General features: G+C 49.2%; 26 protein-coding genes. 22 read left to right on the forward strand and 4 right to left on the reverse strand.

Annotation, left to right across the window (positions count from 1 at the left end):
* The first annotated feature begins 15 nt into the window (after nucleotides 1-15).
* From ADU23_RS15970 to cysK, 5 genes are all read left to right on the forward strand, one after another.
* Complete coding sequence (locus ADU23_RS15970; RefSeq protein WP_053374635.1) at nucleotides 16-2,382, forward strand: endonuclease MutS2; 2,367 nt, start codon at nucleotides 16-18, stop codon at nucleotides 2,380-2,382.
* Nucleotides 2,383-2,421: 39 nt separating this feature from the next.
* Nucleotides 2,422-2,844 carry a DUF350 domain-containing protein gene (locus ADU23_RS15975; RefSeq protein WP_053374636.1) on the forward strand — a complete coding sequence of 141 codons (423 nt, stop codon included), beginning with the start codon at nucleotides 2,422-2,424 and terminating at the stop codon, nucleotides 2,842-2,844.
* 110 nt (nucleotides 2,845-2,954) lie between these two features.
* Entirely contained in the window at nucleotides 2,955-3,575 is a 621-nt protein-coding gene (locus tag ADU23_RS15980) for a hypothetical protein (RefSeq protein ID WP_053374637.1), read from the forward strand.
* A 125-nt stretch (nucleotides 3,576-3,700) separates the two neighbouring features.
* Entirely contained in the window at nucleotides 3,701-4,927 is a 1,227-nt protein-coding gene (locus ADU23_RS15985) for an MFS transporter (protein ID WP_231637415.1), read from the forward strand.
* A 12-nt stretch (nucleotides 4,928-4,939) separates the two neighbouring features.
* Complete coding sequence (gene cysK, locus ADU23_RS15990) at nucleotides 4,940-5,857, forward strand: cysteine synthase A (RefSeq protein WP_053374638.1); 918 nt, start codon at nucleotides 4,940-4,942, stop codon at nucleotides 5,855-5,857.
* An 18-nt stretch (nucleotides 5,858-5,875) separates the two neighbouring features.
* Here cysK and ADU23_RS15995 read toward each other — a convergent pair whose 3' ends face one another.
* The gene (locus ADU23_RS15995) at nucleotides 5,876-6,946 is read right to left on the reverse strand and encodes a CotH kinase family protein (RefSeq protein WP_053374639.1); all 1,071 of its coding nucleotides are present in this window, start codon (nucleotides 6,944-6,946) and stop codon (nucleotides 5,876-5,878) included.
* A gap of 102 nt (nucleotides 6,947-7,048) precedes the next feature.
* Nucleotides 7,049-7,390: a hypothetical protein gene (locus tag ADU23_RS16000; RefSeq protein ID WP_053374640.1), complete on the reverse strand. Its 342-nt coding sequence runs from the start codon at nucleotides 7,388-7,390 to the stop codon at nucleotides 7,049-7,051.
* A gap of 287 nt (nucleotides 7,391-7,677) precedes the next feature.
* Between ADU23_RS16000 and ADU23_RS16005 the strand changes: the two genes are divergently transcribed.
* The 14 genes from ADU23_RS16005 to ADU23_RS16070 all read left to right on the forward strand — a co-directional run bounded on the left by ADU23_RS16005 (nucleotide 7,678) and on the right by ADU23_RS16070 (nucleotide 19,877).
* On the forward strand, nucleotides 7,678-8,424 hold the full coding sequence (locus ADU23_RS16005) for a DUF2642 domain-containing protein (RefSeq protein WP_053374641.1): 747 nt from the start codon (nucleotides 7,678-7,680) through the stop codon (nucleotides 8,422-8,424).
* A gap of 77 nt (nucleotides 8,425-8,501) precedes the next feature.
* A complete protein-coding gene (locus tag ADU23_RS16010) occupies nucleotides 8,502-9,170 on the forward strand; it encodes a hypothetical protein (protein WP_053374642.1) in 669 nt (222 codons plus the stop codon).
* Between the two features lie 137 nt (nucleotides 9,171-9,307).
* Nucleotides 9,308-10,435 (forward strand): GerAB/ArcD/ProY family transporter, encoded by a 1,128-nt coding sequence (locus ADU23_RS16015; RefSeq protein WP_053374643.1) that lies wholly within the window; start codon nucleotides 9,308-9,310, stop codon nucleotides 10,433-10,435.
* Nucleotides 10,432-11,898 (forward strand): spore germination protein, encoded by a 1,467-nt coding sequence (locus tag ADU23_RS16020; protein WP_053374644.1) that lies wholly within the window; start codon nucleotides 10,432-10,434, stop codon nucleotides 11,896-11,898. The genes ADU23_RS16015 and ADU23_RS16020 overlap by 4 nt, the downstream gene beginning before the upstream one ends.
* On the forward strand, nucleotides 11,895-13,073 hold the full coding sequence (locus ADU23_RS16025) for a Ger(x)C family spore germination protein (protein WP_053374645.1): 1,179 nt from the start codon (nucleotides 11,895-11,897) through the stop codon (nucleotides 13,071-13,073). The genes ADU23_RS16020 and ADU23_RS16025 overlap by 4 nt, the downstream gene beginning before the upstream one ends.
* An 88-nt stretch (nucleotides 13,074-13,161) precedes the next feature.
* Complete coding sequence (locus tag ADU23_RS16030; RefSeq protein ID WP_082198289.1) at nucleotides 13,162-13,386, forward strand: hypothetical protein; 225 nt, start codon at nucleotides 13,162-13,164, stop codon at nucleotides 13,384-13,386.
* Nucleotides 13,387-13,429: 43 nt separating this feature from the next.
* Nucleotides 13,430-13,831, forward strand: coding sequence for a spore coat protein (locus ADU23_RS16035; RefSeq protein ID WP_053374646.1), 402 nt, complete (start codon nucleotides 13,430-13,432; stop codon nucleotides 13,829-13,831).
* A 138-nt stretch (nucleotides 13,832-13,969) separates the two neighbouring features.
* Nucleotides 13,970-14,461 carry an Lrp/AsnC family transcriptional regulator gene (locus ADU23_RS16040; RefSeq protein WP_053374647.1) on the forward strand — a complete coding sequence of 164 codons (492 nt, stop codon included), beginning with the start codon at nucleotides 13,970-13,972 and terminating at the stop codon, nucleotides 14,459-14,461.
* A gap of 16 nt (nucleotides 14,462-14,477) precedes the next feature.
* Nucleotides 14,478-15,698 carry an aminotransferase class I/II-fold pyridoxal phosphate-dependent enzyme gene (locus tag ADU23_RS16045; RefSeq protein WP_053374648.1) on the forward strand — a complete coding sequence of 407 codons (1,221 nt, stop codon included), beginning with the start codon at nucleotides 14,478-14,480 and terminating at the stop codon, nucleotides 15,696-15,698.
* A gap of 106 nt (nucleotides 15,699-15,804) precedes the next feature.
* Nucleotides 15,805-16,377, forward strand: a complete 573-nt coding sequence (locus tag ADU23_RS16050; RefSeq protein WP_053374649.1) for a cob(I)yrinic acid a,c-diamide adenosyltransferase — start codon at nucleotides 15,805-15,807, stop codon at nucleotides 16,375-16,377.
* Nucleotides 16,374-17,333, forward strand: a complete 960-nt coding sequence (locus ADU23_RS16055) for an RluA family pseudouridine synthase (RefSeq protein ID WP_053374650.1) — start codon at nucleotides 16,374-16,376, stop codon at nucleotides 17,331-17,333. Before ADU23_RS16050 ends, ADU23_RS16055 begins: the two co-directional genes overlap by 4 nt.
* Nucleotides 17,334-17,371: 38 nt before the next feature.
* Nucleotides 17,372-17,743: an arsenate reductase family protein gene (locus ADU23_RS16060; RefSeq protein WP_053374651.1), complete on the forward strand. Its 372-nt coding sequence runs from the start codon at nucleotides 17,372-17,374 to the stop codon at nucleotides 17,741-17,743.
* 18 nt (nucleotides 17,744-17,761) lie between these two features.
* Entirely contained in the window at nucleotides 17,762-18,973 is a 1,212-nt protein-coding gene (locus ADU23_RS16065) for an aminotransferase class I/II-fold pyridoxal phosphate-dependent enzyme (protein WP_053374652.1), read from the forward strand.
* A 37-nt stretch (nucleotides 18,974-19,010) separates the two neighbouring features.
* The gene (locus tag ADU23_RS16070) at nucleotides 19,011-19,877 is read left to right on the forward strand and encodes a 5'-3' exonuclease (RefSeq protein WP_053374653.1); all 867 of its coding nucleotides are present in this window, start codon (nucleotides 19,011-19,013) and stop codon (nucleotides 19,875-19,877) included.
* A gap of 54 nt (nucleotides 19,878-19,931) precedes the next feature.
* Here the strand turns inward: ADU23_RS16070 and ADU23_RS16075 are convergent, their stop codons facing one another.
* A complete protein-coding gene (locus ADU23_RS16075; protein WP_053374654.1) occupies nucleotides 19,932-21,701 on the reverse strand; it encodes an IucA/IucC family protein in 1,770 nt (589 codons plus the stop codon).
* Nucleotides 21,702-21,722: 21 nt separating this feature from the next.
* Entirely contained in the window at nucleotides 21,723-22,955 is a 1,233-nt protein-coding gene (locus ADU23_RS16080; RefSeq protein WP_082311116.1) for an MFS transporter, read from the reverse strand.
* A 231-nt stretch (nucleotides 22,956-23,186) separates the two neighbouring features.
* On the opposite strand from ADU23_RS16080, the gene sbnA reads away from it, so the two are divergent.
* The 3 genes from sbnA to ADU23_RS16095 are packed head-to-tail and all read left to right on the forward strand — an operon-like array spanning nucleotide 23,187 to nucleotide 26,451.
* A complete protein-coding gene (sbnA, locus tag ADU23_RS16085; protein WP_053377664.1) occupies nucleotides 23,187-24,188 on the forward strand; it encodes a 2,3-diaminopropionate biosynthesis protein SbnA in 1,002 nt (333 codons plus the stop codon).
* A 32-nt stretch (nucleotides 24,189-24,220) separates the two neighbouring features.
* The gene (sbnB, locus tag ADU23_RS16090; protein ID WP_053374656.1) at nucleotides 24,221-25,240 is read left to right on the forward strand and encodes a 2,3-diaminopropionate biosynthesis protein SbnB; all 1,020 of its coding nucleotides are present in this window, start codon (nucleotides 24,221-24,223) and stop codon (nucleotides 25,238-25,240) included.
* A complete protein-coding gene (locus ADU23_RS16095) occupies nucleotides 25,231-26,451 on the forward strand; it encodes a type III PLP-dependent enzyme (protein ID WP_053374657.1) in 1,221 nt (406 codons plus the stop codon). The genes sbnB and ADU23_RS16095 overlap by 10 nt, the downstream gene beginning before the upstream one ends.
* Nucleotides 26,452-26,453: the final 2 nt, after the last annotated feature.

The raw sequence follows: 26,453 nt of genomic DNA on the forward strand, positions 1-26,453 counted from the left end.
GAGGAGTGTTATTTGTTGGACACTAAAATTTTGAAGACACTTGAATATCCCAAAATCATACATAGATTATCACAGCATGCGGCAACATCGCTTGGCAAAGCAGCAGCGGAGTCGCTTCAGCCCGTATCCGACTTGGAAGCGGTTAAGCGGATTTTGCAGGCGACCGATGAAGCTTATACGGCTGACCGTCTTAAGGGAAGCGCGCCGTTTGGCGGCGTTGTCGATATTTCGGCACCGCTTCATCGTGCCCGTATCGGCGGTACGCTTAATCCGGCGGAGCTGCTTGATATAGCGGCAACTGCACGAGGCGGCCGCCGTGTGAAAAAGCATATCAGCCTATTGCATGAAGATAATCCGATTCCGATGCTGCATGAGGTCGCGGATCAAATTAGCGAGCATAAGCAGCTTGAGGATGCGATTTTTGAATGCATCGACGATCAGGCAGAGGTGATGGACAGCGCCAGCGCAGCTTTAGGCTCCATTAGGCGGGAACTTCGGAACGGGGAATCGCGTATACGTGAGAAGATGGATCAAATGATCCGTTCTTCAACGGTACAAAAAATGCTGCAGGATTCTATCGTTACGCTGCGCAACGACCGGTACGTTATCCCCGTTAAGCAGGAATACCGCTCTCACTTTGGCGGGATTGTGCATGACCAATCGGGATCTGGCGCAACGCTGTTCATTGAGCCGGAAGCTATCGTCGCCATGAATAACAAGCTTCGTGAGCTGAAGGCGGGCGAGCTGCGGGAAATCGAGAAAATATTGCAGAAGCTCACCGCGCTCACATCGGACTATGTGGAAGATCTTATTTTCAACTTGGATTTGCTTGGCCAAATCGACTTTGCTTATGCCAAGGCGCGCCTTGCTCATAGCATGAAGGCGACGCTGCCGCGCATGAACGACCGCGGCTTCCTAAAGCTGAAGCGCGGCCGTCATCCGCTCATTGCGCCGGAGCAAGTTGTGCCTATTGATGTGGAGCTCGGCAATCAATATACCGCCATAATCGTAACAGGACCGAACACAGGCGGCAAGACGGTTTCTTTAAAAACGATCGGATTGCTCAGCCTAATGGCGATGTCGGGCTTATTTGTACCGGCTGAGGATGGAAGCCAGCTTTGCGTGTTTGACGCGATCTATGCCGACATCGGCGATGAGCAAAGTATAGAACAAAGCCTTAGTACATTTTCCAGCCATCTCAAAAACATTATTCGCATATTGAGCTCGATGACGTCGAAAAGCTTAGTGCTGCTCGATGAGCTTGGCGCGGGAACGGATCCGGCAGAAGGCTCGGCGCTGGCTATTGCGATATTGGAGCATGTGCATGCAATGGACAGCCGAATTGTAGCTACTACGCATTACAGCGAGCTAAAGGCATATGCTTATAATCGCAAGGGTGTTATTAATGCGAGCATGGAGTTCGATGTCGCGACATTAAGCCCGACTTACCGGCTGCTAGTGGGTGTTCCAGGACGAAGCAACGCCTTTGCCATCGCTGAGCGCCTTGGTCTTGCCCGTTCGATTATCGAGCATGCAAGAGGCGAAGTTAGCGAAGAGGACCAAAGGGTAGAAAATATGATTGCCTCGCTCGAGGAAAATCGTCTCGGCGCTGAAACCGAACGCCAGACTGCGGAGTCGCTCCGCCGCGAGATGGAGACGCTTAGAGCCCGCCATGAAGCGGAACGTTTGCGGTTTGAGGAACAGAAGGAAAAGCTGATGCTTAAAGCGCAGGAAGAAGCGCGCGAAGCCGTTGCGAAGGCAAAGCGGGAGGCGGAGCAAATTATCGCCGACCTGCGGAAACTTGCGATGGAAGAAGGAGCCTCAGTTAAGGAGCATAAGCTCATCGAAGCACGCCGCAAGCTGGATGAAGCGGCTCCTGAGCAGCAAAAAACGAAGCGCGGTGGTTCAAAAACTTCTGCGAAGCCAGCGAAGATCGAAGCTGGCGATGAAGTAACGGTATACAGCTTGAATCAAAAGGGCACTGTCGTAGAGGTTCATGGTTCTGATGCTACCGTGCAGCTTGGCATAATGAAAATGAAGGTCGCGCTGGATGATTTGGAGCTGCTTAAATCAAATGGAGCGACAAAAGTGCAGCAGCCGAAGCTTGCGGCCAGCTTAAAGCGTTCGAAAGATGACAACTTCAAAATGGAGCTTGACCTGCGCGGGGAGAATCTGGAAGAGGCGATTCTTGAGGTTGACCGCTTCCTTGACGAGGCTTTCTTGTCTGGTCTTGCTCAAGTGGCGATCATACACGGTAAAGGCACAGGCGTTCTTCGAACAGGCATACAGCAATATTTGCGCAGGCATAGCCATGTCAAGAGCTATCGTCTAGGCAACTACGGCGAGGGCGGCGTAGGCGTTACCGTTGCTGAGTTGAAATAAAGCACATAAGGAAGGCCTGATGGGGGAGGGGAGCTTTGATTGAGTAATGAAGTTGATAACCTGCTAAGCAATCCATACGCAGCTTCGCTTGTTTATGTTTCGGTTACGGTGCTGTCTCTCATCGTGTTTTTGTCTTGCTTTGAGCTTGTTACCAGATATAAATGCTGGAGTGAGATCAAGAAGGGGAACCTAGCCGTTGCAATGGCGACTAGCGGTAAAATTTTTGGCATATGCAATATTTTCCGCTTCTCGATTGAGTCTAATGATTCGGTGTATCAAAGCCTTATTTGGGGCGCATTCGGATTTGTCATATTGATGGCCGCTTACTTTTTATTCGAGTTTTTAACGCCTGTATTCCGGATTGACGATGAGATCGCCCGCGATAACCGCGCGGTAGGCCTTATCGCGATGATTATTTCCGTATCTCTTTCCTACGTCATCGGAGCAACGGTCATTATATAACGGAGGAATATATTTTGAAATATTTATGGAGAGTTTTAGTCGTTGCCGCTATTTTGTTTTTTGCATTTGGCGTCGTTTATGTAATGAACCATTAGAGAGGAAGTCAAACGATGGAAGAGCATTTGATCTGTCCGTGGTGTTTAACGGAAATTGTATGGGATGAAGAGATTGGACCGGAGTCGCATTGCCCGCATTGCGATAATGAGCTAAGCGCTTATCGGACGATTGAGCTTGGTTATGATGAGGATGAGGTCGAGGAAGATGAGCATGAACGGTCAGTTCAAGCGCTGAAAATTAATGATGCACGCAGAGCCGCTAAGCAAAATGGCGCATTCGAGCAGGATGAATGGTCAGAGGATGAGGCGGCTGAGGAAGAGGAAGAAGACGATTCGGATGATCCGAATCACAAGCGCTGGCTGGAGCAGGGTGATGGCTACCGCAGTGCTGACAGCGCGCGGTTTGCGGTAGAAGAAACCATCCAGCGTGTGCTTGATGATCAAGACGAGGTGCCGGAATGCCCGGTTTGCCGTTCGTATATGGTGGAGGCTGGCGTGCAGATGGTTGGGGATCAAAATTTCGAATCACGAATTGCGCCATCGCTTGGCGGTCCTGTATTAACGACACCATTCAAGCTTAGTTTGTACGTCTGTCCCGCTTGCTACCACACTTCCTCGATGCTAAGCCTTAGCGATCGAGAGCAAATGATCAAGCGGTTAACGCCGGAAGAGTAATATTCTGCATGGAATAGAAAACGCATGGGCAGCTGTCAAAGAGGGAACCTTACAAAACGAAATTCTGATTTGTGAAGGGTTGGACATGGGAAGCCATGATCTGCCCTGAGGCAGGAGGAATCGTTTTGGCTAAAACATCGGCAAACCCTTTGAATGGACAAGCTGCTCTTTTACTTATTGTTCAGGCGCTTTATGGTGTGGCTAATGCGCTATCTGGGACATTTGTTCCGGTATACCTATGGAAAGCAAGCCAATCGTATATGCTAATTGGCTGGTTCACGCTGGGCCAATATGTCATGAGCGGACTGACGTTTTGGGTCGCAGGCAAGTGGGTGAAAGAGCATAACAAAATGAATAGCCTGCGGGCAGGCATTATTTTGTCCGGCGTCTTTTACTGCACCGTACTGCTGCTTGGCCAACAAGCGAAAGCTTATTACATACCGCTCGGCATTTTGAACGGGATGGCGATGGGCTTTTTTTGGATCGCATTTAACGTTGTCTATTTCGAAGTGACAGACCCGGATAACCGGGACCGTTTTAACGGCTGGGCAGGTTTGCTCGGCTCGGCAGCGGGCATCGTTGCGCCATGGGTATCGGGGCTGCTTATTACGTCGATGCAGGGAGAGAAGGGCTACCGGCTTATTTTCACCATCTCGCTCGTTATATTTTCGGCAAGCGTCGTGCTCAGCTTCTGGTTAAAAAAACGGAAAGTCCAAGGCATCTACAATTGGAAACATGGCGTGCAGCAGCTGATGCAAAAAGGGAATCCTTGGCGCAGGATGCTGCCCGCAATAGCGGCTCAAGGGGTGCGCGAGGGCGTATTTATGTTTTTGGTTGGCTTAACGGTATACGTGGCCACCCAAAACGAAAGCAAGCTGGGCACCTATTCGCTAATCACGTCCCTTGTAGCTTTAATTAGCTTTTGGATCGTTGGCAAAATGCTTAAAAAAAGCAATCGCAAGCTGGCGATGCTCATTGGCGCCATTATGATTGCGGTCGTTATTTTGCCGCTATTTTGGAAAGTATCTTACGCTACGCTGCTGATGTTTGGCATTGGCACGTCCCTATTTATGCCGCTTTATATTATACCGATGACCTCCAGAGTATTTGATCTCATCGGACAATCCGAGGAAAGCGCGCGGGAGCGGGAGGAATTTATCGTGCTCCGCGAGGCAGGACTCGTCACCGGCAGGGTTATCGGCTTAACGTCGTACTTAATTGTACTGCCGCTGAACCATTCGGCTATTGCGATTACGTGGCTGCTGTTTGCCGTTGGCGTCGTTCCCATAGCGGGCTGGTGGTTTATGAAGCCGTTCTTGGAGGAGCAGCGGCTTGCAGAAACAAAAGGATAAGGAGAACAAGGAATGCCTAGAATCGTATCGGATATTACAGAATTAATCGGAAATACGCCGGTTGTTCGGCTAAATCGCATTCCGGAGGAGGGCAGCGCCGAAGTATGCGTCAAGCTGGAGCGGTTTAATCCAAGCGGCAGCGTCAAGGATCGAGCCGCTTTCTCGCTGATTAATGACGCGGAGCAGCGCGGACTGATCAAGCCCGGAGATACCATTATTGAGCCAACAAGCGGTAATACGGGCATTGGGCTTGCCATGAATGCAGCAGCAAGAGGTTATAAAATGATTTTGGTTATGCCGGACAATATGACGGCAGAGCGAATAAAGCTGCTGCAAGCTTACGGAGCAGAGGTCGTGCTGACCCCTGCTGCGGAGCGAATGCCGGGAGCAATCCGCAAAGCAGAAGAGCTTCAATTGCAGCGCCCAGGCAGCTATATTCCGAATCAGTTTGAAAATCAGGCTAATCCGCATATTCATAGAATGACGACTGCATTAGAAATTATGGAGCAAACGGGCGGCAAGCTGGACGCCTTCGTTGCAACGGCAGGCACCGGCGGAACGATAACCGGAACTGGCGAGCGTTTAAAGGAATGGCTTCCGGATTTGTACGTAGCCGTAGTAGAACCACAAGGCTCGCCTGTCTTGTCCGGCGGCCAGCCTGGCCCGCATAAGCTGGTCGGTACGAGCCCTGGTTTTGTTCCGGCTATTCTTAATACCTCCATATATGATGAAATTATTCAAGTATCCGACGAGCATGCGTTAACCACGATGAGAGAGCTGGCGACGAAGGAAGGTCTGCTGCTTGGTCCGTCATCCGGCGCATCGGTATGGGCAGCCATGCAAATCGCAAAACGGCTCGGCGCTGGCAAACGCGTTCTTTGCATCGCGCCGGATACCGGTGAGCGTTACATGAGCATGGATATTTTTTGAGATGCGCACGGGGGGATTTTAATGCCACTCCCGCAGCGATTGATGCAATATTTCTCTTCTTTCTTGAATGTAGTTATGGATGAAGGCTGGCTCCGACAGAAACGTGTCGTAGCTGGCCTTTCTCGTATAATCGCTGCGGATGGCAGGGGATAATTCGACATGCATCTGCGAAATTACGGGCTCAAGCTGCTCGACTGTGAAATCGTTTTGCAGCAGTTTTTTTACGATGGATCGGTATTTACGGCGACAAGCCGGGAACGTAAAGAGCTTTTCGGTCAGCTTGTTATACCCCTGCAATCGTACGAGATCGCTGCCGCAAGGCTTCCCATAACAATTTCTGCCCCAAGTACCCTCATAGTCCCATGGAATTACGCGATACTTCCTGCTAGAGAGATGCTCATACAGCGCATAGTTTTGATCAAAGCCATCATAATTTCCAGTAAGGACGGCACCTGCCAGCCACTTTAAATATTGGTTTACGTCTAGCCGCTTAGCCGTGTGGACACCGAGATTTTTCCCCGACATTCGATTCAAATTGCGCACGAAGGATACGAGTCTGCTCTTCGTCCCTTTCTTCCCTTTCATTAATTCATAACCATCGAACAGTGAAGGCTTCTTATCTTTAGAGATCGGATCGGTTAAGCTGAAATCAGCGCTATCGTTGACTGCGTATAGGAGCGAGCGGTAGCCGATGCCTCTTTTCTCGAAAAAAAGCCGATCGACCGCTTCGATTTCCAAATAAACGCCCTCCGGAACGCCATTAATGATGAGCCAGAAGTGGTTTGTTTCAGGTGATGGAACGCCGATTTTATTAAAAAAATAAAACGAAAGCGCGTTGCGCATCATGGAGGGATCGTCATATTCGGCGTTCCAATGCAGCGTTTTGCCGCCTTCCAACCGCACTTCATATGATTTTTTCGAGTAATTGCGCGTATGTCCGCCCCGCAGCCCAAATTCCGCTTTAAAGGTTTGTCCGTCCATCTCCAGCTCCGCAGGCTTGAAGTCTCGCCCCCAAGCGTTGCTCTTTATCTCTTGAAGATCAGAAACATTTATGCGTATGGTGCGAGCAGGCAAGGTTTCAGTAGCCATCTAACCATCTCCCGAGGCAAAAGATAAAGCCTACCGATAAACGATAGGCTTTTGATCTTATTTAACTTATTCGGTTGCTGCCCAGATGGTCACTGTTATTTGTTAAATGTTGATTTCCCAAACAAAGCTCGCCGGGACGACGCCTTCTTCAAATCGAAAGAACGGGACGTCGCGATTGCTGCGGTTTCCATCGGTAACGCTATTACTGCCGGGCCTGCTGCCTTCCGTGCGATTGCCGTTTGTTCGGTTACCGCCTGTTAGACTGCCTTCGGTACGATTACCTACGGTACGATTACCTACGGTACGATTGCCATCAGAGAGAAGCCCTTCCGAACGATTGCCGCTCGTGCGTTCATTTATCATTCGGTTGCCGTCTGATAAATTCGCATCGCTTTGAATTGCTCTCACTTTTTGCTTTTGCTTGCTCTTCTTATTTTTGGCCAAATCTAATTCCTCCTAAGATGAAGATAATATAATCTATGACAGGAAACTAGTATAGGTAACGGTTACGTGCTCAATCTTTAATAAATAGATAGTAATCTAGTACCACTGGTACACGGTATACATATAAATATATTACATAACGTATCTCATGATAGATGCTATGAATGAAGGTTTGGAGGGGATGAGAAGCCGCACAAACATGATGCTGGTGACAAGGTCAATACGTCGGTTTTGAAAAGATTCAAATCTTGAAACTACTAATTATGAATTATCGGAGGGATTTTTTTATGAATCATTGCTGTAACCATCATTTCGTTGCCGGCCAATTCGCTGGTGAAAACAATTGTCACAAAAGCAACAAGAGCAACAGAAGCGGTAATAATAATCAGAATTTTGTACAAAGCTTAGTCGGTAAAAATGTGAAAATCAATCGCGGCGGCCCGGATTCGCTTGAAGGCAAGCTTATTGCAGTAAGAAGTGATTATCTTGTATTAGGTACTAACCAAGGTGTCGTTTATGTCGCTTCCAGTCACGTTAAAAGTATTACGGAAATGGGTGGCAAAAGCGGTGGCAAAAGCGGCGGCAATGCTAGCGGCGGAATTAACAGAAGCGGACGTCGCAACCAACAAGTGATCAATGCGAACAACTTCAACGGAGTTATTCGTGCATTCAATCAACAATTCGTGCAAATCAACTGGGGCGGCCCTGAGAAAGTAGAAGGCTTTATCGCACAAGCTGGCAATGAATCAATCCTGTTGGTATCCGGTAATCAAGCCATTCAAATCCAGAACGATCATATTAAAACAATTAAATCAGCTGGCACAGGCAATAAATCCGGCGGCAACAAAAACAACAACAAAAACGACAACAAAAACGACAACAAAAACGACAACAAAAATAAAAGCGGCAATAGAAGCGGTAACAGAAGCGGCAACAGAAACGGCAACAACAACAGAACGCAAGGCAACCGCAGCGGCGGCAGAAATCGTGCCAATGCAGCATCCGTAAAAACAGCTCGCCGTTCCGTGAAGTAAGTCTGCCGATTTGCCAGGCAAAGGTCTTGACCTTTGCCTGGTTCCACTATCTACCCGGATGAAAGGAGGTTGATCGCATGAAAAACCGTCATCCGCTGCTGGACCGGCAGGTTGAATTGGAGATTTCAGGGAAGGTGGCACCGATTCGAGGGAAGTTGATCGAGTTCGGCCAAGATATTTTAGTGCTGCACAACGGAACTCAATTTTTGTATATACCGCTTATCCACCTACAGCAGCTTCGTGTTTCGACGAGAGAAGAAGAAGAAAAGGTTGATATACCTGAATTGCCCTTTGAGCCCTACAATGAGCCAATCTCCTATCGCAAAATACTAATGAACGCCAAGGGCATGTTCTCCGAGATTTATATAACAGGGAATCAGTCCATCCACGGCTATCTGACTACGATTATGAATGATTTTTTTGTTTTCTATTCGCCTGTCTATCATACGGTTATTGTATCTCTCCACCATATGAAATATTTGATCCCCTATAATCCAAACGTAACGCCTTATACGTTAACGCCGGAGCAGTTCCCGCTCAGACCCTCCCCGATTACACTAGCAAGAACCCTCGATCAACAGCTGCGCAAACTAGTCGGTGAATTCGTCGTGCTTGATTTAGGCGAAAATTCGAACAAGATCGGTGTGTTAAAAAGCGTTGATCAAAGCATGATCGAGCTTGCAAATGCAAGCGGAAACGCTGTTTTTTTACACTTTGACCATGTGAAAACCGTGCATATCCCCTAATTTAATCAAGCTGTGCTCTCTGCCTATCTATGGCATGAGCATAGTTTTTTTTTTGTAAATAATGTCGAAAAAAAGAGTAGCAGATGCATGAGATAGATGAATCTGGAAACATTAAGGGGGAAGGAAGTGATTGGTAAATGAAAGTGAAACCATTTGGTATATTGCCTTCGATTATGATGGTCGTTTTGTCAGTGGGGCTTGTAAATCACGTCCTTGTCATCCCGTTATTGTTTGATTCAGCTAAGCGTGATGCTTGGATAAGCGTGCTTATGGGACTTGTTGTCGTGCTGCCCTGGGCACTAATCCCCCAGCTAGGCATATTGAAACGATTGAAGGGCAAGCCGGTCGATCAGTGGTTAAAGGAAATTATGCCGAATTTTTTGGCATGGATCATGATGGGCGTTTTCTTGCTTGTGCAATTGTTAATTGCCTTTGAAACGCTTATTATGACGGTCTCGTGGACTGCAACAACGTATTTGCCGAATACCCCGTCGATTGTGGTATGCGTCGTTTTTTTGGCGCTTTGCTTGTACGCCTCCATCTCGGGCCTGCGCACCATTGCCTATGTAAGCTGCATACTGCTGCCGATTGTTGTGTTGCTAGGTGATTTCGTCATGTCTGCGAATATGCCGCACAAGGATTACCATTATCTGCTGCCGATGTTTGAGAATTCGCCGTGGTCCATTATAAAAGGCCTATTATATACGCTAACATCGTCCACAGAGCTGTTTGTGTTTATGTTCATCCAGCATCATGTAAGCGGGAAGTTCAAGCGCTGGCCCTTCTTATTTCTTGTTGTGTTCTTATCCATGTTAACGCTAGGCCCTGTAATGGGTTCGATCTCAGAGTTTGGGCCCGTTGAAGCCGATAAGATGCGTTACCCAGCATTTTCGCAATGGCGGCTTGTTTCAATAGGAAAATATTTTGAGCATGTTGATTTTTTTGCGATCTTCCAATGGATGTCGGGGGCGCTTATTCGCCTATCCCTGTGCATTCATATTTTGTCTGAGTTCGGACCTTTTCGCCATGCGAAAAAAAGATGGATCTCACCGGCAATACTAGGCGTGATCATTTTAGTCGTTTCCTATTTTGGCATCAACCATATGCTTGAGTTTAAAGTTATTTTGGAAAAATTCTTTTTGTATACAGGCGTAGCCATAATGGTGCTTACCAGTATCATTTGGATCGTGTCGCTGTTCCAGAAAAAGCAAGGCAATAACAATCGATCAGCAATTATCGGCTCCGAGGAGGCAGAGCAGCCATGAATCATAACGATTGGGTTGAGAACGGGCAGCATGATGAAAATGACTGGGGGGACATGCCATTAGAGCAGCTTAGAAACCATGTGAAGGATTGTCATGATGTCATTGAATACAAGATTACGCTTGATATTCATGGCCCGGTGGAAGTCATTATGTTTTATTGCGAAGGGTTGATTGACAATCAACAAATGCAGCTAGGTTTACTGCCGTTATTAGAGAAATGGGCGGAACAGCTGCGCACCTTTCCGGTCATAGAAGGCGAAGAGCATAAGCCAAGCATGTTATTCAGCAGATTGAGATGCGGACATAATGGCAGCAATCTATATGCCAGATTGTTTGCGGGCAGCGTTATTTTATCCTTTGAGAAAATTAAAGGTCTGTTCGAATTTAATATAAGCAGCGAGCCCGGAAGGGCGCCGGATGAGTCAACGATGGAAGTCTCGATCCGTGGACCGCGCGATGGGTTTGTCGAGCAGCTTTCAATGAATGTGGCTTTGGTCCGCAAGCGGTTAAGAACGCCGGATATGCATATCCAATACCAAAGAATCGGCAAAGAATCGATGACGGAGGTTGCCCTTATTTACATGGAAGGGATAGCGAAGCCTGAGCTCGTAGCGGAAGCAAAAAGGCGCCTCGATAATATTGAGGTTCCTGCATTGATTGGCGGAAGTCAGTTGGAAGAGCTGTTATCGGACCGCCGCTTATCTTTATTACCGCTTGTTGAATATGTCGGTCGGCCTGATTATGTCGTTCAGTCGCTGCTGCAAGGAAAGGTGGCGATTCTAATGGATGATTCCCCGGCAGCCATTATTGCTCCAGGCAATCTATTGCTGCTGATCAAATCGCCTGAGGATGCGCATTTGCCTTATTACTATGTATCGCTGGAGAGGATTCTGAGGCTGATCGGGCTTGTGATGTCTATTTGCTTGCCGGGGCTTTGGATTTCGCTGTCCGCTTTTAATACGGATCAAATTCCGTTCACGCTGCTCGCCACCGTAACGATATCGCGAATTGGGCTGCCCCTTTCGGCTACGATGGAGATGTTTATCATGCTAACGATGTTCGAGCTCTTCCGAGAAGCGGGCGTAAGGCTCCCAAGGGCAGTCGGGCAAACGGTTTCGGTTGTGGGAGGATTAATTGTAGGGGACGCCGCTATCCGTGCGGGCTTGACTTCACCTACGATGCTCGTCATTGCTGCGGTTACAGCGGTGTCTACGTTTACGCTGGTTAATCAGTCATTAAGCGGCTCGGTAAGCGTCATTCGCTACCTGGTTCTTATTTTATCCTCCATACTAGGCATCTTTGGATTTTTTGTCGGGACGCTTGCCGTTCTCATTTACATGTGTCAATTAGAATCATTCGGGCGCCCTTACTTAGAGCCGCTTGCACCGCTTCGCTTCAAGCAGTTGATACCGGCGCTTATGCAGATGCCGTGGAAGCTTAGAAGCGATAGGAGGAACAAATGAAGCATGCTGCTGCGCAATCCCGGCGGGTTAAGCTTTGGAAAAAAAGTGCTGCCTTGATTAGTTTGCTAATCAGCACCTTGCTGCTTCAAGGCTGCTGGGATGAAATCAATCTACAGGATGTTAGCTATATTTCGGCTCTTGGCATCGACTTTAAGGATGGGAAATATGAAATCTACGGGCAAACGATAAAGTTTGGTCTCATCGCGAAGACGGAATCGCTGCAGCCGGATCCAAATCCAGTATGGATCGGCAGAGGAACAGGTGATTCTATTTTGCTAGCGTTGAATAATCTCACGAGATCCGGCCAATCGATTTTAAGCTTGGAGCATTTAAAAACGGTGGTTATACAAGCCAGAGCGCTCGAAAAGATAGATGACATTATGGACGGCTTGAATCGTCAGCGGGCATCGCGGTATACGTCGCTCATTTATGGGACGAAGGACACGATCGAAAAGATTTTTACGACGGATACCTTTTATGACCAATCTCCTTTAAACAGTATCATGTATATGCCTCAGCCTCTTGAAGGCCAAAGGAGCTTTATTCGTCCTTCCTCCTTGCAGGTTGCCGTACAAACGTTGAAGGAGCCAGCGATGGTAACGACGTTCGCTGCTCTGACAGCCAATGAAAATCAATGGACAAGGAAAAAGCTGCCGCTGCAAATTCAGATGATTGAGGGAGTATTTGTATTCAAGGAGCTTAAGTATTTAGGTTATCTCTCGGAAGAAGAGGCTTCCGGCTTGCGCTGGATCAATCCAGAATTCAAACATTTTATACTGAAGGCCGAAAGCGAGCATGGAAGCGCGGCTGTTAACATAAGCAGCTCAAAAAGCAGTATTCAGACGAGCTTCAAAGGGAATTCGCCGAATTTTGTTCTAAAGGTTAAGATGTCTGGCGCTGTTGCTGAAGTATTAAAGAACATGAATGAGGACGAGATTGTCGCGTCTATTGAAGCGAAGGTAAAGCAGCAGTTAGAGAGTACGTACCGCAAGGGACTGACTAAGGGCATGGATTTGTTCCGGCTCGAGCATAACTTGTATCGATACCACTATGCCTTTTGGAAAAAAGAATGCAAGGGCAAAGAATGGCTGCCGAAGCCGGAGCAGATAAACATAGTGGTAAAATTTAATGTCACTCATTCCGGAAATTTTGGTTTAGATGAAGACGGCACATAAATAAAGGAAAATTAGCTCATAATACGTTTGGCACGAAAAAAATGGAATGGCATGTGCTTACGAACCTAGTTTAAGAGGAGGAAGACCTATGTTGCAGCCAATCACGGCGAAAGAGCTTGAGTACATCGCAGATTCAATGTCCAACGAAGATTTATTAATTAAACAGTGTGCAGCGGTAATCGCTACGGGAACTACACCGGGGATTACGAACCTATGCTCACAAATGCTGCATACCCACCAGCAGCATTATGATTCTTTACTGCACGCTATCTCGCACCATCAGCAATTGGCTCCAACCCAGCCGCAGCAATAAAAGCAATTAGGAGCTTGAAAAAAAGTATAGGAGGGAAATCGTTATGTACCAGCAACAACAAAAGCAATCGATTTTGACTGAGGAAGATTTGGCAGGCACGATTTTAAGCGATTTAAAAAGAGTTGTGCGTGAGTATGCGACTGCGGCAACGGAGTCGACTTGTCCGGATATTCGTCAATTGTTCACGAAATTAACGGACAGCACCTTGGCGCTTCAAGGCCAGCTGTTCCAAGCGATGCAGCAAGCGAATATGTACAATACTTCATCGCCTGCGCTTCGTCAGGAGCTTGATAAGCAAATGAAGGAATACCAGCAAACGAAACAAAAGACGAGCCAGTTTTTGCAGCAAACGCTAGGTCAGCAGCAAACACAATCGATGTATTCGCCGAATGCGCATCAGCAATCCGGCCAGCATCAGCAAAGCAATCAACAATATTACATGTAAACACGCGTAAAAGACCCTTCGGGGTCTTTTTTTTATAAGGGATTTGGATGATTTGCCTTTCACGCTTTGATTGCACGGGATTCAAAAAAGTTGTAAAATATTCTTTATAATCGCAGTCGTACTGGAAGGAGTTATACAATGACCGAATTACAATTGAAAGTGCTCGAACTGCTGCAGGAAGACGCGCGACGGGATGCAGAGCTGATCGCAACGATGCTTGCTGTACCGACAGATGAAGTAAAGCAGGCGATAGCGGATCTTGAGAAAGACCACATTATCGTAAAGTATGCAACAGTCGTGAACTGGAGCAAGATAGATGACGAGAAGGTAACAGCACTTATCGAGGTACAAATTACACCCGAGCGCGGTCGCGGATTCGAAGGAATCGCCGAGCGCATTTATTTATATCCAGAGGTAAAATCCGTTTACTTAATGTCAGGGGCTTACGATCTTTTGGTTGAGGTTGAAGGCAAAAACCTGAAAGAGGTTGCCTCTTTCGTATCCAACACCTTATCGCCGATCGATGCGGTATTATCGACTAAAACATTTTTTATTTTGAAAAAATACAAACAAGACGGCATTATCTTCGAGGAGCATGAAGGTGATCATCGGTTGATGGTTTCGCCGTGAGAAGAGGGTGATGGCAATGATTAAAGAGGACGAAAAACAACCCTCCGCACCTTTGCAGCATCAATCGATGGCTGATTATTTGTCCCCGCTCGTTCGGGGCATTAAACCGTCGGGAATCCGTCGGTTTTTTGATTTGGTCAGCACGCGCAAGGATGTTATTACTCTTGGAGTAGGCGAGCCCGACTTCGTTACGCCATGGCATGTTCGGGAAGCTGCGGTCTACGCGCTTGAAATGGGCAAAACGCAGTATACCTCTAACGCGGGTATGCCTGAGCTGCGCGAAGCGATCGGGCAATATTTGAACGATTCATTTGCCGTGGAGTATAATCCCGCGAATGAAATTTTGGTGACGGTCGGCGGAAGCGAAGCGATCGATCTTGCGCTTCGGGCTTTGATTGCGCCAGGGGATGAGATATTGATTCCTGAGCCTTGTTATATATCCTATTCGCCGATTACGGCGCTTACCGGCGGCAAGCCGGTGGGCATCGAAACCTATGCGAAGGATGCTTTTAAGCTGAAGGCGGAGTCTCTACAAGCGGTTATTACGCCACGGTCTAAAGTACTTATATTATGTTATCCAAGCAATCCGACCGGCGGTACGATGAGCTATGAGGATTGGCTGCCTATTACGAAGCTAGTGGAAGAAAATGATCTCATTGTCATCTCTGATGAAATTTACGCAGAGCTGTCTTATGGCGAGAAGCATGTGAGCTTCGCGGCGATGCCGGGCATGAAGGATCGGACCATTCTCGTCAGCGGCTTCTCGAAAGCATTCGCGATGACCGGCTGGCGGATGGGGTATGCTTGCGGGCATCCTGATCTGATTGCAGCTATGCTGAAAATTCATCAATACACCGTCATGTGCGCGCCGATTATGGCACAATATGCTGCGCTCGAAGCGCTTCAGCACGGACTAGAAGAGAAGAACCGGATGGTCGAAGCATATAATCAGCGGCGCCGCCTCGTCGTGAAGGGATTCCGGGATATCGGTCTCGATTGCCATGAGCCGCAGGGAGCGTTTTATGCTTTCCCGTCGATCGTGTCGACGGGGCTCACGAGTGAGCAATTCGCGCAGCGGCTGCTTGATGAAGCGAATGTTGCGGCAGTGCCGGGCGATGTATTTGGCCTTGGAGGCGAAGGGCATCTCCGATGCTCATACGCCACTTCCGTTACGAATCTGACTGAAGCGCTAGATCGAATCGGCAACTTTGTCCATCGCTTGAAGCAGCAAGGCTAATCTGGCGCCAATTACTTCACTTTAATGAACAGCAGGTCAGGAGCGCATCCGGCCTGCTGTTTGCATGATTAAGAGCATCTGACAAATAGAGGGGGCCAAAAGGAAGATGAAATTATATACGAGAACCGGAGACAGCGGCCAGACATCCTTGATAGGCGGGCGTGTTCGGAAGGATGACATACGCGTTGAGGCGTATGGGACAATTGACGAATTAAATTGCTTCGTCGGGCAAGCTGCCGCGGATGCCGCTAAGCATGAAGAGCTGGCGGAAATGGCTGAATGGCTCATCGAAATCCAGCAAGAGCTGTTTGACTGCGGATCTGACCTTGCGTACGCCGTAGAGGGAGCTCCTTTGAAAATAACCGCGGAGCCAGCCGAGCGCTTGGAAGGCTGGATCGATCAGTATATTGCGGAGGCGCCGGAAATTACGAGATTTATTTTGCCGGGGGGAAGCTCGGTATCCGCGCTGCTCCATGTATGCAGAACGGTTTGCCGCCGCGCGGAACGCCGCGTCGTTACGCTCGCTGCCGAGCATGCGATTAATGCTGACGTGCAAGCCTATCTAAACCGTCTGTCTGACTTTTTCTTCGCTGCCGCTAGAGTTGCGAATGCGAAGCTAGGCGTGCCGGATACCGAATATGCAAGAAGCGCGGAAGTGTTTCGGAAGCCAAAAAAATGACGGAAACATTGGAGGCGCTCTATTATTCGCCACTCGTGGCGATCGTTTCGGAGGCGGAGCATGGCAAGACGGTTCGGACGGTACTCGAGCGGCAGCTTGGCGTATCGCGCAAGCTGCTGTCGCAGGTAAAGCTGACAGAGCATGGGCTTACCGTTAACGAGGTCCGCGCCTATACGACTGCTCCCGTTGCCGCCGGTGATATTATACGCGTTCGGATGGAGCGGGAAATATCGGAGGATATTTTGCCGCAGCCCATCCCGCTTCAAATTGTGTTTGAGGATGACGATCTTCTTATCCTTAACAAGCCGGCAGGCATGATCGTCCACCCGACGCATGGACATTACACCGGTACATTAGCTAACGGCGTCGTCTATCACTGGCAGCAGAAAGGGGAGCGGGTACGGTTTCGGCCCGTTCACCGGCTGGATGAAGAAACATCAGGCCTAGTCGCGGTCGCCAAAACATCCTACGTGCATCAGCAGCTGTCAGAGCAGATGCAGGCGAACGGTTTTCTAAAGCTGTATCGCGCTTATGTATATTCGAGCCCGGTTCCGGCAGAGGGAACGGTGGATGAACCGATTGACCGGGACCCAGCCCAGCCTCATATCCGAATTGTAACGCCGGAAGGTTATCCGTCGGTTACCCATTATGAGACCATTTCGAGCTTTGAGTCCGCAGGGGGAAACATGCAAGCAGCTGCGGTGCGTTTGAAGCTGGAAACGGGGCGGACGCATCAAATCCGCGTGCATATGAAGCATATCGGATGTCCGTTAATCGGGGATAAAATGTATGGACCGGAGCAAGGTGCTGTAGAGGCATGGGAGACGGTGGCCGGCCGCCAAGCGCTGCATGCCGAGATACTTGGATTTACTCATCCGCTTACGAAGCAATGGATGGAATGGCAGGCGGCTTTGCCGCCGGAGCTTGAGCAATTGGAGCAGGCGCTGTCCGAATAAACAAGAAATGGCATAAGCATAATGGAGGATTTCATGGTATGGTGGAACAAAATCAATTAACGATTATTCAATATCCAAAATGCAGCACCTGCAAGGCAGCGGTTAAATCGCTCAAGAGCAAAGGCAATGACGTTGTATCCCGTGATATTGTGGAAGACACGCCTACTGCAGAAGAACTGAAGGTGCTCGTTGCGAGAAGCGGCTTAGAGCTGAAGAAGTTTTTCAATACGTCAGGTGATGTATATAGAGAGCTTGGCTTGAAGGACAAGCTGGCGGGCATGTCCGAGGATGAGAAATATGCGCTTCTGGCATCGAATGGCATGCTGATCAAGCGTCCCATAGTAACCGATGGCAAGAAGGCAACGGTCGGCTATAAGGAAGAGCAATATAATGAAGCTTGGAACAACTAAAAAAGGGTGATTGGACTTATGTCGCAAACCAAATGGAGATCAGACAGGCTCTCGCAGCTTGGCTCTTCCATCTTCGCTGAAGTAGCAGCCTGGAAGCTGGCAGCGGTGGAAAGCGGTCTCGATATTATTGATCTTGGCATCGGCAGCCCGGATCAGCCGCCGTCGCCTGCTGTGCGACAAGCGCTTAGCGAAGCGGCGCTGCGCTCCGATATGTATGCCTATCCCGCGACGAGAAGCGGACTGCCCTTTCGGCAGCACGCCGCAGCTTGGATGAAGCATCGCTTTCAGGTAGAACTGGATGCAGCGAGCGAGATCGTAACGCTGCTCGGTTCGCAGGATGGGCTGGCGCATCTTGCCATGGCGCTTTGCGATCCGGGCGACATGGCGCTGATGCCTGATCCCGGCTATCCCATATACGCTGCATCTTTGGCGCTGGCGGGCGTGGAAGCAAAGCTCATGCCGCTTAGGGAAGAGAACGGTTTTATGCCTGACTTAGACGCTATTCCAGACGCGGATTGGGATCGAGCAACTTTTATTTTACTGAATTATCCTAATAATCCGATATCGACTGTAGCGGACTTAGCGTTTTTTAAGCGGCTTCTGGGGAAGGCACGCCGACATGGCGTATTGGTCGTACATGACTTGGCGTATTCCGAAATGGGATTTGACGGCTGCGAGCCGCCAAGTATTCTCGAGGTGCCGGGCGCAATCGATCAAGCCGTCGAGTTTCATTCCTTATCCAAAAGCTTTAATATGGCAGGCTGCAGGATCGGTTTTTTGGCTGGCAATAAGACGGCGGTTGGCGCTCTTCGCGAGCTGAAGGCGAATATTGACTATGGCGTATTTGATCCTATTCAGGAGGCAGGCATCGTTGCGCTGCAAGAGGCGATTTCAAACGCGGAGCTGCCTAAGGCCGGCAAGCTTTACGAGCAGCGGAGGAATACATTTCTTGAAGCGCTTCGAGTCGAAGGCTGGGATGTAATTGCTCCGAAGGCTACGATGTTTGTATGGGCGAAGCTTCCTCCGATGGAGTGGACATTGGACGAGCCATGGAATTCAAGGCGAATTTCCCAGGAAATGCTTAAGGCGAGTGGAGTAGTCGTCGTTCCGGGCGAGGCTTTCGGCTCTGAAGGCGAGGGTTATGTGCGGATTGCGCTTGTAGAAAGCGAAGAAAGATTGCAGGAAGCAGCCAAACGTATTGGAAAGTTCATACGCGGGGAATACAAGTAACAATGAAAGTCGAAATGCTAGAAAGGGGTTTTAGTTAATGAGTGAACAACGTTTGCTGTTGGTAGACGGTATGGCGATTTTGTTTCGGGCTTATTTCGCTACTTCGTTCGGAGGCAGCGTGCGCAAGACGAGCACAGGCGTACCCGTAAATGCTGTACATGGCTTTGTTCGATACTTTATGGATGCCATCAATACGTTTAATCCAACGCATGTCGCTTGCTGCTGGGATATGGGCAGCACCACTTTCCGTACGGAGCAATATGACGGCTACAAATCGAATCGTCCGGCAGCGCCAGAGGATTTGGTGCCGCAGTTCGACCTTGTGAAAGAGGTTGTCACCAGCTTCGATGTGCCGAATATCGGCATTGCGGGTTACGAGGCAGATGACTGTATCGGTACGCTCGCTGCCGCGCTTAAGGATCAAGCGCAAATTTTTGTCGTTACGGGTGACCATGATATGCTTCAGCTGGTGGACGACCGGGTTTCGGTTGCCATTATGAAGAAGGGGATCGGCAACTATATGGTGTATACGCCGGAGACGCTGATGGAGGAACGCCAGCTCACGCCGGTTCAAATTATCGACATCAAAGGCCTAATGGGCGACACAGCGGACAATTACCCGGGGGTTAAAGGCATTGGCGAGAAAACGGCTCATAAGCTTATTTTGGAGCATGGTTCCATCGATGGTTTGCTTGCTAATTTAGAGGCCGTGTCCAAAACGATACGGGTAAAAATCGAAGCGGATCTGGATATGCTGCATCTATCACGCGATTTGGCAACCATTCGCTGCGATGTGCCGGTATCGGCTGAGCTTGACGGCTGCTGCTGGGCGTATAAACGCGAAAGCGTGCTGCTGAAGTTTGAAGAGCTGGAATTTAAAAGCTTGATATCGCTTATTAGTTAATCAAAAAGATCTCCTACTACGGTTAATGCCGTAATCAGGAGATCTTTTTTTTGATTACAATTTGATCGGATTAGGGATGTTTACATACAGAGGCGTTTCTCCCCGCTTAAGAAACCGGCTGAGCAGATTCGCTTTTGCAGGAAGCGTGTCGCTGCTTAACAAATCATCGATAACATTCGACAAATAAAGATTGCCCGAGTCCAGCTTCATTTGCTCCAGCGTTTCATTTACAACAAGCCAGAAGGGCCGCTCCTCCTGACCCGAATATACCGCCAGCCGCTGAATCAGGTGGCAAAGATGGTTGACGAAAAAATAATATTTTAACCGATGGCGTGATTCTGATTCGGAATAAAGGACGGGGCTATTTGCCGTTACTAGTTTGCCGATCCAGCCCTCACGCCTCGCAAAATCGCTGTTCACGCTGATGCCTTCGAGATCTCTCACATAAAAAACAGCCGGCATTCCATTAAACAGACTTACCATCGAATTTTGGACATGGGCTTCCAGACTGATTCCCTTCTCCGCGAATAGATGCAAAATAGGCTTCATGGAAATTTGGAGATATTGTCTCAGCCATTCGTTCCAGATTAGTTGTCCGGCAGCCATCCCATCACGTGATGCCCGGAACAAAATAGGCTCGTTATGTCCGGGAGGCACCTCCAGCAAAGAAGCGATCACATAAGGCGCCCGATCTGAATCATTGCAGGCCTCTGGCGCTTCCCGCAAAATCATAGAAAAGCCTGACCGGATTTCCTCGTCCCCCGATTTTTCCTCTCCCGGCATACCAATCGTACGATATCCTTCCTCCAGCAAAATCTTGAACTGCTCATTCGTGTAAGCCGATCTGACCTCATTGACTACTTTCGCGGCATCAAGCGTGCGCAGCAGCTGCTCATAGGTATTTTCCCGAACGAAGTTGGTAATCCGGATATGAAGCGAAAGCTTGTAAAAGCAGCTTTGACCCGGATCCCATACGGTTCGAACCGATGAGGTCGGATAAACGAGCGGGCCAGTAAGCCCCAAATCTACAAGGGTGTTGTTTTGGATCATTTCTTTCACCCGCTCAAGCGATAGCAAATATTTCGCCTGCCAGGGATGACAAGGTATAAGAGCATAGCGCTCGTAATCGTCCGAAAGCTTGTTTTTTGCAGCCGCTAACATTTCCTTCGGAATCCAGTCAACCTGAGTACCACTTGTTTGCAGCCAGTCCTCCACCACATATTCCAGCGCTACAGCAAAGCCATGAAGGGAGAAAGCGGCGCCGTACTCCGGTGAATACGTTTGTGCATCCACCGCGGTGAATCCCTCTAAGCTCTTTGGCGTAGGGTGAAAAGGGTGCCCGCTTAGCAAAGACTGCTCGCAAGTACGGAAATCAAGCGGCGCAGCGGGTTGATCAGCAGCATAGCGAAAGTAACTCTCCATACGCCGCGTGCTGTTTAGGAGCTGCTCCTCCAGCTCTTGCTTCTTCAATTGCCGAGAGACTGGTTCTGGCTCTGCATAAGAAACTTCATCGAGCAGCAGCGTGATGAGTTTTTTTGCGGTTAGCTCCTGCCATTGCCCGTTTTCTTCGGTATAAAAAACGTCGCCGTAAACGTGATGCCCGCCGTCTGATAAATGCAGCAAGTTACCGTATATTGTCTGCTGCAATTGCGGGAGCGAGACGATCAAGGTGAGGTCGGGCCGTTCAGGATTGCTGTATGTTGGTATATGCTGATCAGTCTCGCGAAGATAGGTATTCAATAGGCGGCTTATGCTTTCTGTTTGCGATAATGCCGCGGAGCTTTCTAGCGCTGACAGCTCTTTGGTTGGCGTGAGCGGAATCATACTCAGGCTCCCTTCGATTGGTTATTTAGATGGCAGTTGAACTTTTGGCTGCTTCGCTTGCATTGGCAGCTGCCAGAGCAGCAGCGATGCCGCAGTCATGACGCCTCCCATGACGAGAAAAACGGATGGCAGCCCGATTTGGGCAGCAATAAATACACCGATAGACGGGCCTGATATTTGGCCGATCATCAGCAGGCTGTTCGTAGCGCCGACCCGCACTCCGCGATCATGGGCGGAGGAGGATCGTAAGACGCTAAGCATGACGGTTTGCAGCAGGGCGCTATAAAAGAACCCTTGGAAAAAACGGACAAACAACAGCCAAGCTATCCCAAATGGCATCGTTTGAGCAGCTAAGCAGATGGCGCATAATACACCGGCCATGATGAGATTGCGCTCGAGACGGCTGCGATCATTTCTTTTGCCCCACCATGGAGCGCCGATCAATTCCCCTAGCGAGGACACGGCAAGCAGGATGCCGACAGTCGCTGCGGCACTGGCGGGAGAGTGGAACATCTCGCGAATAAATGGGGTGAAAATCGCGAATATGGAAAAATCAGCTAGCTTAAACAAGATCCCTGCTGCGACAAAGCGTCTGACAACGGGCTGTCGGAACAAGGAAAGAAAAGCGTTAATAACGCCGCTGCTCTTGGCATCCGCATCCGCTTTCACAGTCTTCTCTTCGCCCTTGTCGGATAATACGAATGCGGAAAGCAGGCCAAGCAGTCCGGTCAAGGCGGCGGTAATAAACAGCAAGGGGCGGCTTCCCCAGGTGCTGACGCATAAGCTTCCAAGCAATGGCCCTAGGAGCAGCCCCATTGCGGATGCGCGTTCCAAGCGGCCAAGTGCAAGTCCCTGTTCCTTGCGAGGGGCGTGGCTGCCGATAAAGGCGCTGCTTGCATCCGATATGCCGCCGAAAGCGCCTTGGCATAAGCGAAACAGAAAAAATTGCAAAGGGGTTTGCGCCACCGCCATTAAACACATGCTCATTGCGAGACCGAGCAACGCTCGGACGACCATCCATTTCCGGCTCCAGCGATCGCCAAGCTTTCCCCAGAAGGGGGTGAGCAAAGCGTAGGATACAGCTGGCGCGGAAAGGGCAAGACCTGTCCAAAGAAGGACATTCTCTGGGCTATTCTCGCCTAGATTTTCCAAGTAGTAAGGAATGAATGGACTGATCCCCGTCAATCCCATACTCGTTAAAAAACGGCCTCCCCATAAAATTCTGGCATTCTTTCTCCATGACGGTTGTTGCATGAACGTAAACACACCTGCCTTATTCCGATGGGGGATATGGTTTGCGAATCCAGACTATCAAGAATAATAATCATTGTCAATTAGAAAACATTAAAAATTATCCATGGAAAATTTTATGTTGACATGCACAAAAAGGGATATCATAATGGGCATGTGTTTGTGATGAAAATAATAATCATTATCACTTACGCGAAAATAAGCGATAAAAACCGAAGGAAAGCTGGTGTACTTATGGAAAAAAGTTCTTTGCAGTTAACGGAAAAGTTGCCCGAGGCAGCTGGTTGCATTATCGATTGTATCGGACGAACGCCATTGGTTCGCTTGGGTTCTCTCTTTGCTCCGAATGGAGCATCGGTCTATGCCAAGCTGGAGATGATGAATCCCGGCGGAAGCATGAAGGATCGTCCAGCCCGTTATATTATCGAGCAAGGGCTGAAGAATGGAACCATAAAGCAGAACACTCATATCATCGAGAGTACATCAGGCAATTTAGGGATTGGGCTAGCGATGACTGCTAAGCGATACGGTTTGAAGTTCACTTGCGTTGTCGATCCCAAAATAACGTCGACCAACCTGCGCTTGATTACGTATTTGGGAGCTAACGTGGACATGGTGAAAACACCTGACGAACAAGGAAGCTACCTGCAAACCCGCATCCGCAGAGTCAAGGAATTGGTGGAGCAGGATCAACATGCCTATTGGATTAACCAGTATGCCAACCCGCTTAACTGGCAGGCACACTATCATGGAGCGGGCGAGGAGATTGTACAGCAAATGGGCGATAAAGTCGATTATCTGGTCTGCGCGGTCAGTACGACAGGCAGCATACTTGGCGTTTCGCGAAGGGTGAAGGAAGCGCATCCGAATGTCAAAATCGTTGCGGTAGACGCGGTAGGCTCCGTTATTTTCGGAACGCCATCCCGCCAGCGCGAGCTGCCAGGAATCGGTGCGAATCGCGTTCCCGAATTGTATACGCCGGGAGAAATCGACCATGTCATTCACGTAGATGACCGTGAGTCGGTAATAGGCTGCCGCTTGCTAATGGAGCGTGAAGGGATTTTTGCAGGCGGCTCAACAGGCTCCATCGTTGCGGCGCTGCAAAAGCTGCTGCCTACCATACCGCCGAATTCCAAGGTGGTTACTATTTTTCCAGATCGCGGAGAGCGTTATCTTGACAGCGTATACGACGAAAAATGGGTAAATGCGCTGCCGGAACATGTTGAAGTTGTCTAATTATCAAACTTAAATCAGGGAGTGAATGGAGAATGGTTGTTACTGAGGAGCAAGAGATTTTGTATTTAAGCAAGCAGGATATTATCGATTTGGGCGGCGCGCATTCGGCGCCATATGTAGCTGCTGTCAGCAGGGCTCTTATGCTGCATTGCAAAGGCGAGTACGTGCAGCCGCTTAAGCCATATTTGCGAATGGAGGGCAATGAAGGCCATATTGCCGATCGGATTATCGCAATGCCGGCTTATGTAGGCGGAGATGTTAACGTAAGCGGCCTAAAGTGGATAGGCAGCAAGCATGATAATCCCGCGAAACGAGGCAGAGAGCGGGCAAGCGCGTTAATTATTTTGAATGATCCCGAGTCCAATTATCCCATTGCCGTTATGGAAGGCAGCTTGATCAGCAGCATGCGCACAGCTGCCGTTACGGTAATCGGGGCACGTCTTCTGGCTAGAGAAGGATTTGGCGTAGTATCTGTAATTGGGTGCGGCGTTATCGCCAAGATGCAAATCAATTCCTTGCTTGAACAATTTGAGGGGATTCACACCGTTCACTTGTTCGATCTAAAACCGGCTGCGGCACTTCAGCTAGCCCAGGAGATTGGCGATAAATTCAATCATGTCGAGGTTAAAATCGAAGAAACGTCAGAGCAAGCCGTACGTCAGGCGGAGGTTCTCGTAACCGCAACGGTAGCATCCGCGCCGCATATTCCTTTTGAATGGCTCGCAAAAGGCACGTTTGTCAGCAACATTTCGATCATGGATCTACACAAGGATGTGTTCACGCAAGCGGATAAAGTCGTTGTAGATGACTGGGATCAGTCGAACAGGGAGAAGAAGGTGATTAACCAGCTGGTGCTTGAAGGCAAGTTCTCTCGCGAGCAGCTGCACGCTGAGCTAGGCGAGATTCTTATTGGCAGCAAGGCTGGTCGCGAGACGGATGACGAAATTATTGTACTGAATCCGATGGGTATGGCCGTTGAGGATATCGCGAGTGCGGCCGAGCTGTATACAAAGGCGCTAGCTGCAGGGAAGGGGACCCGGTTATGTCTATAACGTTTACGGGACAAAAGCAAGAGATAGCGCGGATTGCTGATGTCATACGTGAGCGGAAGCAGCAGCAGAACGGACCATTCTGTGCGTATTTGCACAATATGACCGCTCTGCGGAAGCAAACCGCGGACCGGGTACGTTCGTTGCCCGAATTCTGCAAATTATTTTATGCGATTAAAGCCAATTCGGAGGAAACGATTTTACGGGCGCTTGCCCCTATTGTGAATGGCTTCGAGGTTGCTTCTCTCGGGGAAGTGGTGAAGGTGCGCCAAGTGTCTCCCAATATTCCGATTCTGTTCGGCGGGCCCGGCAAAACAGAGGCTGAGCTGGAAGGCGCCTTGCTGCATAATGTGCAATTGATCCATGCCGAGAGTGTCCATGAATTGAACAAGCTAAATGCGATCGCAGGCCGCTATGGCAGAACTGCCTCGGTTTTGCTGCGCATTAACCTAAAAGGGCCGCTTCCTAAAGCTACCTTGGCGATGGGCGGACGCCCTACGCAGTTTGGCATTGACGAATCGCAATTGCCGCAAGTGATGGAGCATATCAAGGAGCTTCCGCATATTCGGGTGGAAGGATTTCATTTTCATTCCTTATCCAACAATCTGGATGCGGCGCAGCATGTGCAATTAGTCCAATATTATTGCGTAATAGCGCGGCAGTGGGCAGAAGAGTATGGCCTCGAGCTTCGTTATTTGAATGCAGGCGGCGGCCTTGGCGTTAACTATTCCGAGCTGGAGCAGCAGTTTGATTGGAGCCTTTTTGTAAATGGATTGGAGCAAGAGGTAGTGAAAGAGAAAAGCGATGGTTTGACGATTCTCTTTGAGTGCGGCCGCTATATTACGGCTTCCACCGGTTATTATGCCGCTGAGGTGCTGGATATCAAGCGAAACCATGGCAAGTCTTACGTCATTGTCAGGGGAGGCACGCATCATTTTCGCCTGCCTGTATCTTGGCAGCACAGCCATCCATTCGAACTGGTTCCGATTGATGATTGGCCTCACTCCTATGAGCGTCCCTCTCTTACCCAAGCCGCCATTACCGTTGTTGGCCAATTATGTACGCCAAAGGATATTTTGGCCCAGGACGTTGAAGTGGCGCAGGTGCGTGCAGGTGATGTGCTGCTATTCGAGTTTGCGGGGGCATACGGCTGGGCGATATCCCACCATGATTTTTTGAGTCATCCGCATCCGGAGCATATTTATTTGGAATAGCA

It is taken from the genome of Paenibacillus sp. FJAT-27812, from assembly GCF_001273905.1.
In the GTDB taxonomy this organism is placed as follows: Bacteria; Bacillota; Bacilli; order Paenibacillales; family Paenibacillaceae; genus Pristimantibacillus.

Coding starts and splice junctions, on each gene's coding strand:
- sbnA (WP_053377664.1), top strand. CDS start 23,187: ATGGAAAAAAGTTCTTTGCAGTTAACGGAAAAGTTGCCCGAGGCAGCT.
- ADU23_RS16060 (WP_053374651.1), top strand. CDS start 17,372: ATGGTGGAACAAAATCAATTAACGATTATTCAATATCCAAAATGCAGC.
- ADU23_RS16025 (WP_053374645.1), top strand. CDS start 11,895: ATGAAGCATGCTGCTGCGCAATCCCGGCGGGTTAAGCTTTGGAAAAAA.
- ADU23_RS16030 (WP_082198289.1), top strand. CDS start 13,162: ATGTTGCAGCCAATCACGGCGAAAGAGCTTGAGTACATCGCAGATTCA.
- sbnB (WP_053374656.1), top strand. CDS start 24,221: ATGGTTGTTACTGAGGAGCAAGAGATTTTGTATTTAAGCAAGCAGGAT.
- ADU23_RS15995 (WP_053374639.1), bottom strand. CDS start 6,946: ATGGCTACTGAAACCTTGCCTGCTCGCACCATACGCATAAATGTTTCT.
- ADU23_RS16040 (WP_053374647.1), top strand. CDS start 13,970: ATGACCGAATTACAATTGAAAGTGCTCGAACTGCTGCAGGAAGACGCG.
- ADU23_RS16075 (WP_053374654.1), bottom strand. CDS start 21,701: ATGATTCCGCTCACGCCAACCAAAGAGCTGTCAGCGCTAGAAAGCTCC.
- ADU23_RS16050 (WP_053374649.1), top strand. CDS start 15,805: ATGAAATTATATACGAGAACCGGAGACAGCGGCCAGACATCCTTGATA.
- ADU23_RS16065 (WP_053374652.1), top strand. CDS start 17,762: ATGTCGCAAACCAAATGGAGATCAGACAGGCTCTCGCAGCTTGGCTCT.
- ADU23_RS16020 (WP_053374644.1), top strand. CDS start 10,432: ATGAATCATAACGATTGGGTTGAGAACGGGCAGCATGATGAAAATGAC.
- ADU23_RS16035 (WP_053374646.1), top strand. CDS start 13,430: ATGTACCAGCAACAACAAAAGCAATCGATTTTGACTGAGGAAGATTTG.
- ADU23_RS16045 (WP_053374648.1), top strand. CDS start 14,478: ATGATTAAAGAGGACGAAAAACAACCCTCCGCACCTTTGCAGCATCAA.
- ADU23_RS16070 (WP_053374653.1), top strand. CDS start 19,011: ATGAGTGAACAACGTTTGCTGTTGGTAGACGGTATGGCGATTTTGTTT.
- ADU23_RS16015 (WP_053374643.1), top strand. CDS start 9,308: ATGAAAGTGAAACCATTTGGTATATTGCCTTCGATTATGATGGTCGTT.
- ADU23_RS16010 (WP_053374642.1), top strand. CDS start 8,502: ATGAAAAACCGTCATCCGCTGCTGGACCGGCAGGTTGAATTGGAGATT.
- ADU23_RS16080 (WP_082311116.1), bottom strand. CDS start 22,955: ATGCAACAACCGTCATGGAGAAAGAATGCCAGAATTTTATGGGGAGGC.
- ADU23_RS16095 (WP_053374657.1), top strand. CDS start 25,231: ATGTCTATAACGTTTACGGGACAAAAGCAAGAGATAGCGCGGATTGCT.
- ADU23_RS16055 (WP_053374650.1), top strand. CDS start 16,374: ATGACGGAAACATTGGAGGCGCTCTATTATTCGCCACTCGTGGCGATC.
- cysK (WP_053374638.1), top strand. CDS start 4,940: ATGCCTAGAATCGTATCGGATATTACAGAATTAATCGGAAATACGCCG.
- ADU23_RS16005 (WP_053374641.1), top strand. CDS start 7,678: ATGAATCATTGCTGTAACCATCATTTCGTTGCCGGCCAATTCGCTGGT.
- ADU23_RS15980 (WP_053374637.1), top strand. CDS start 2,955: ATGGAAGAGCATTTGATCTGTCCGTGGTGTTTAACGGAAATTGTATGG.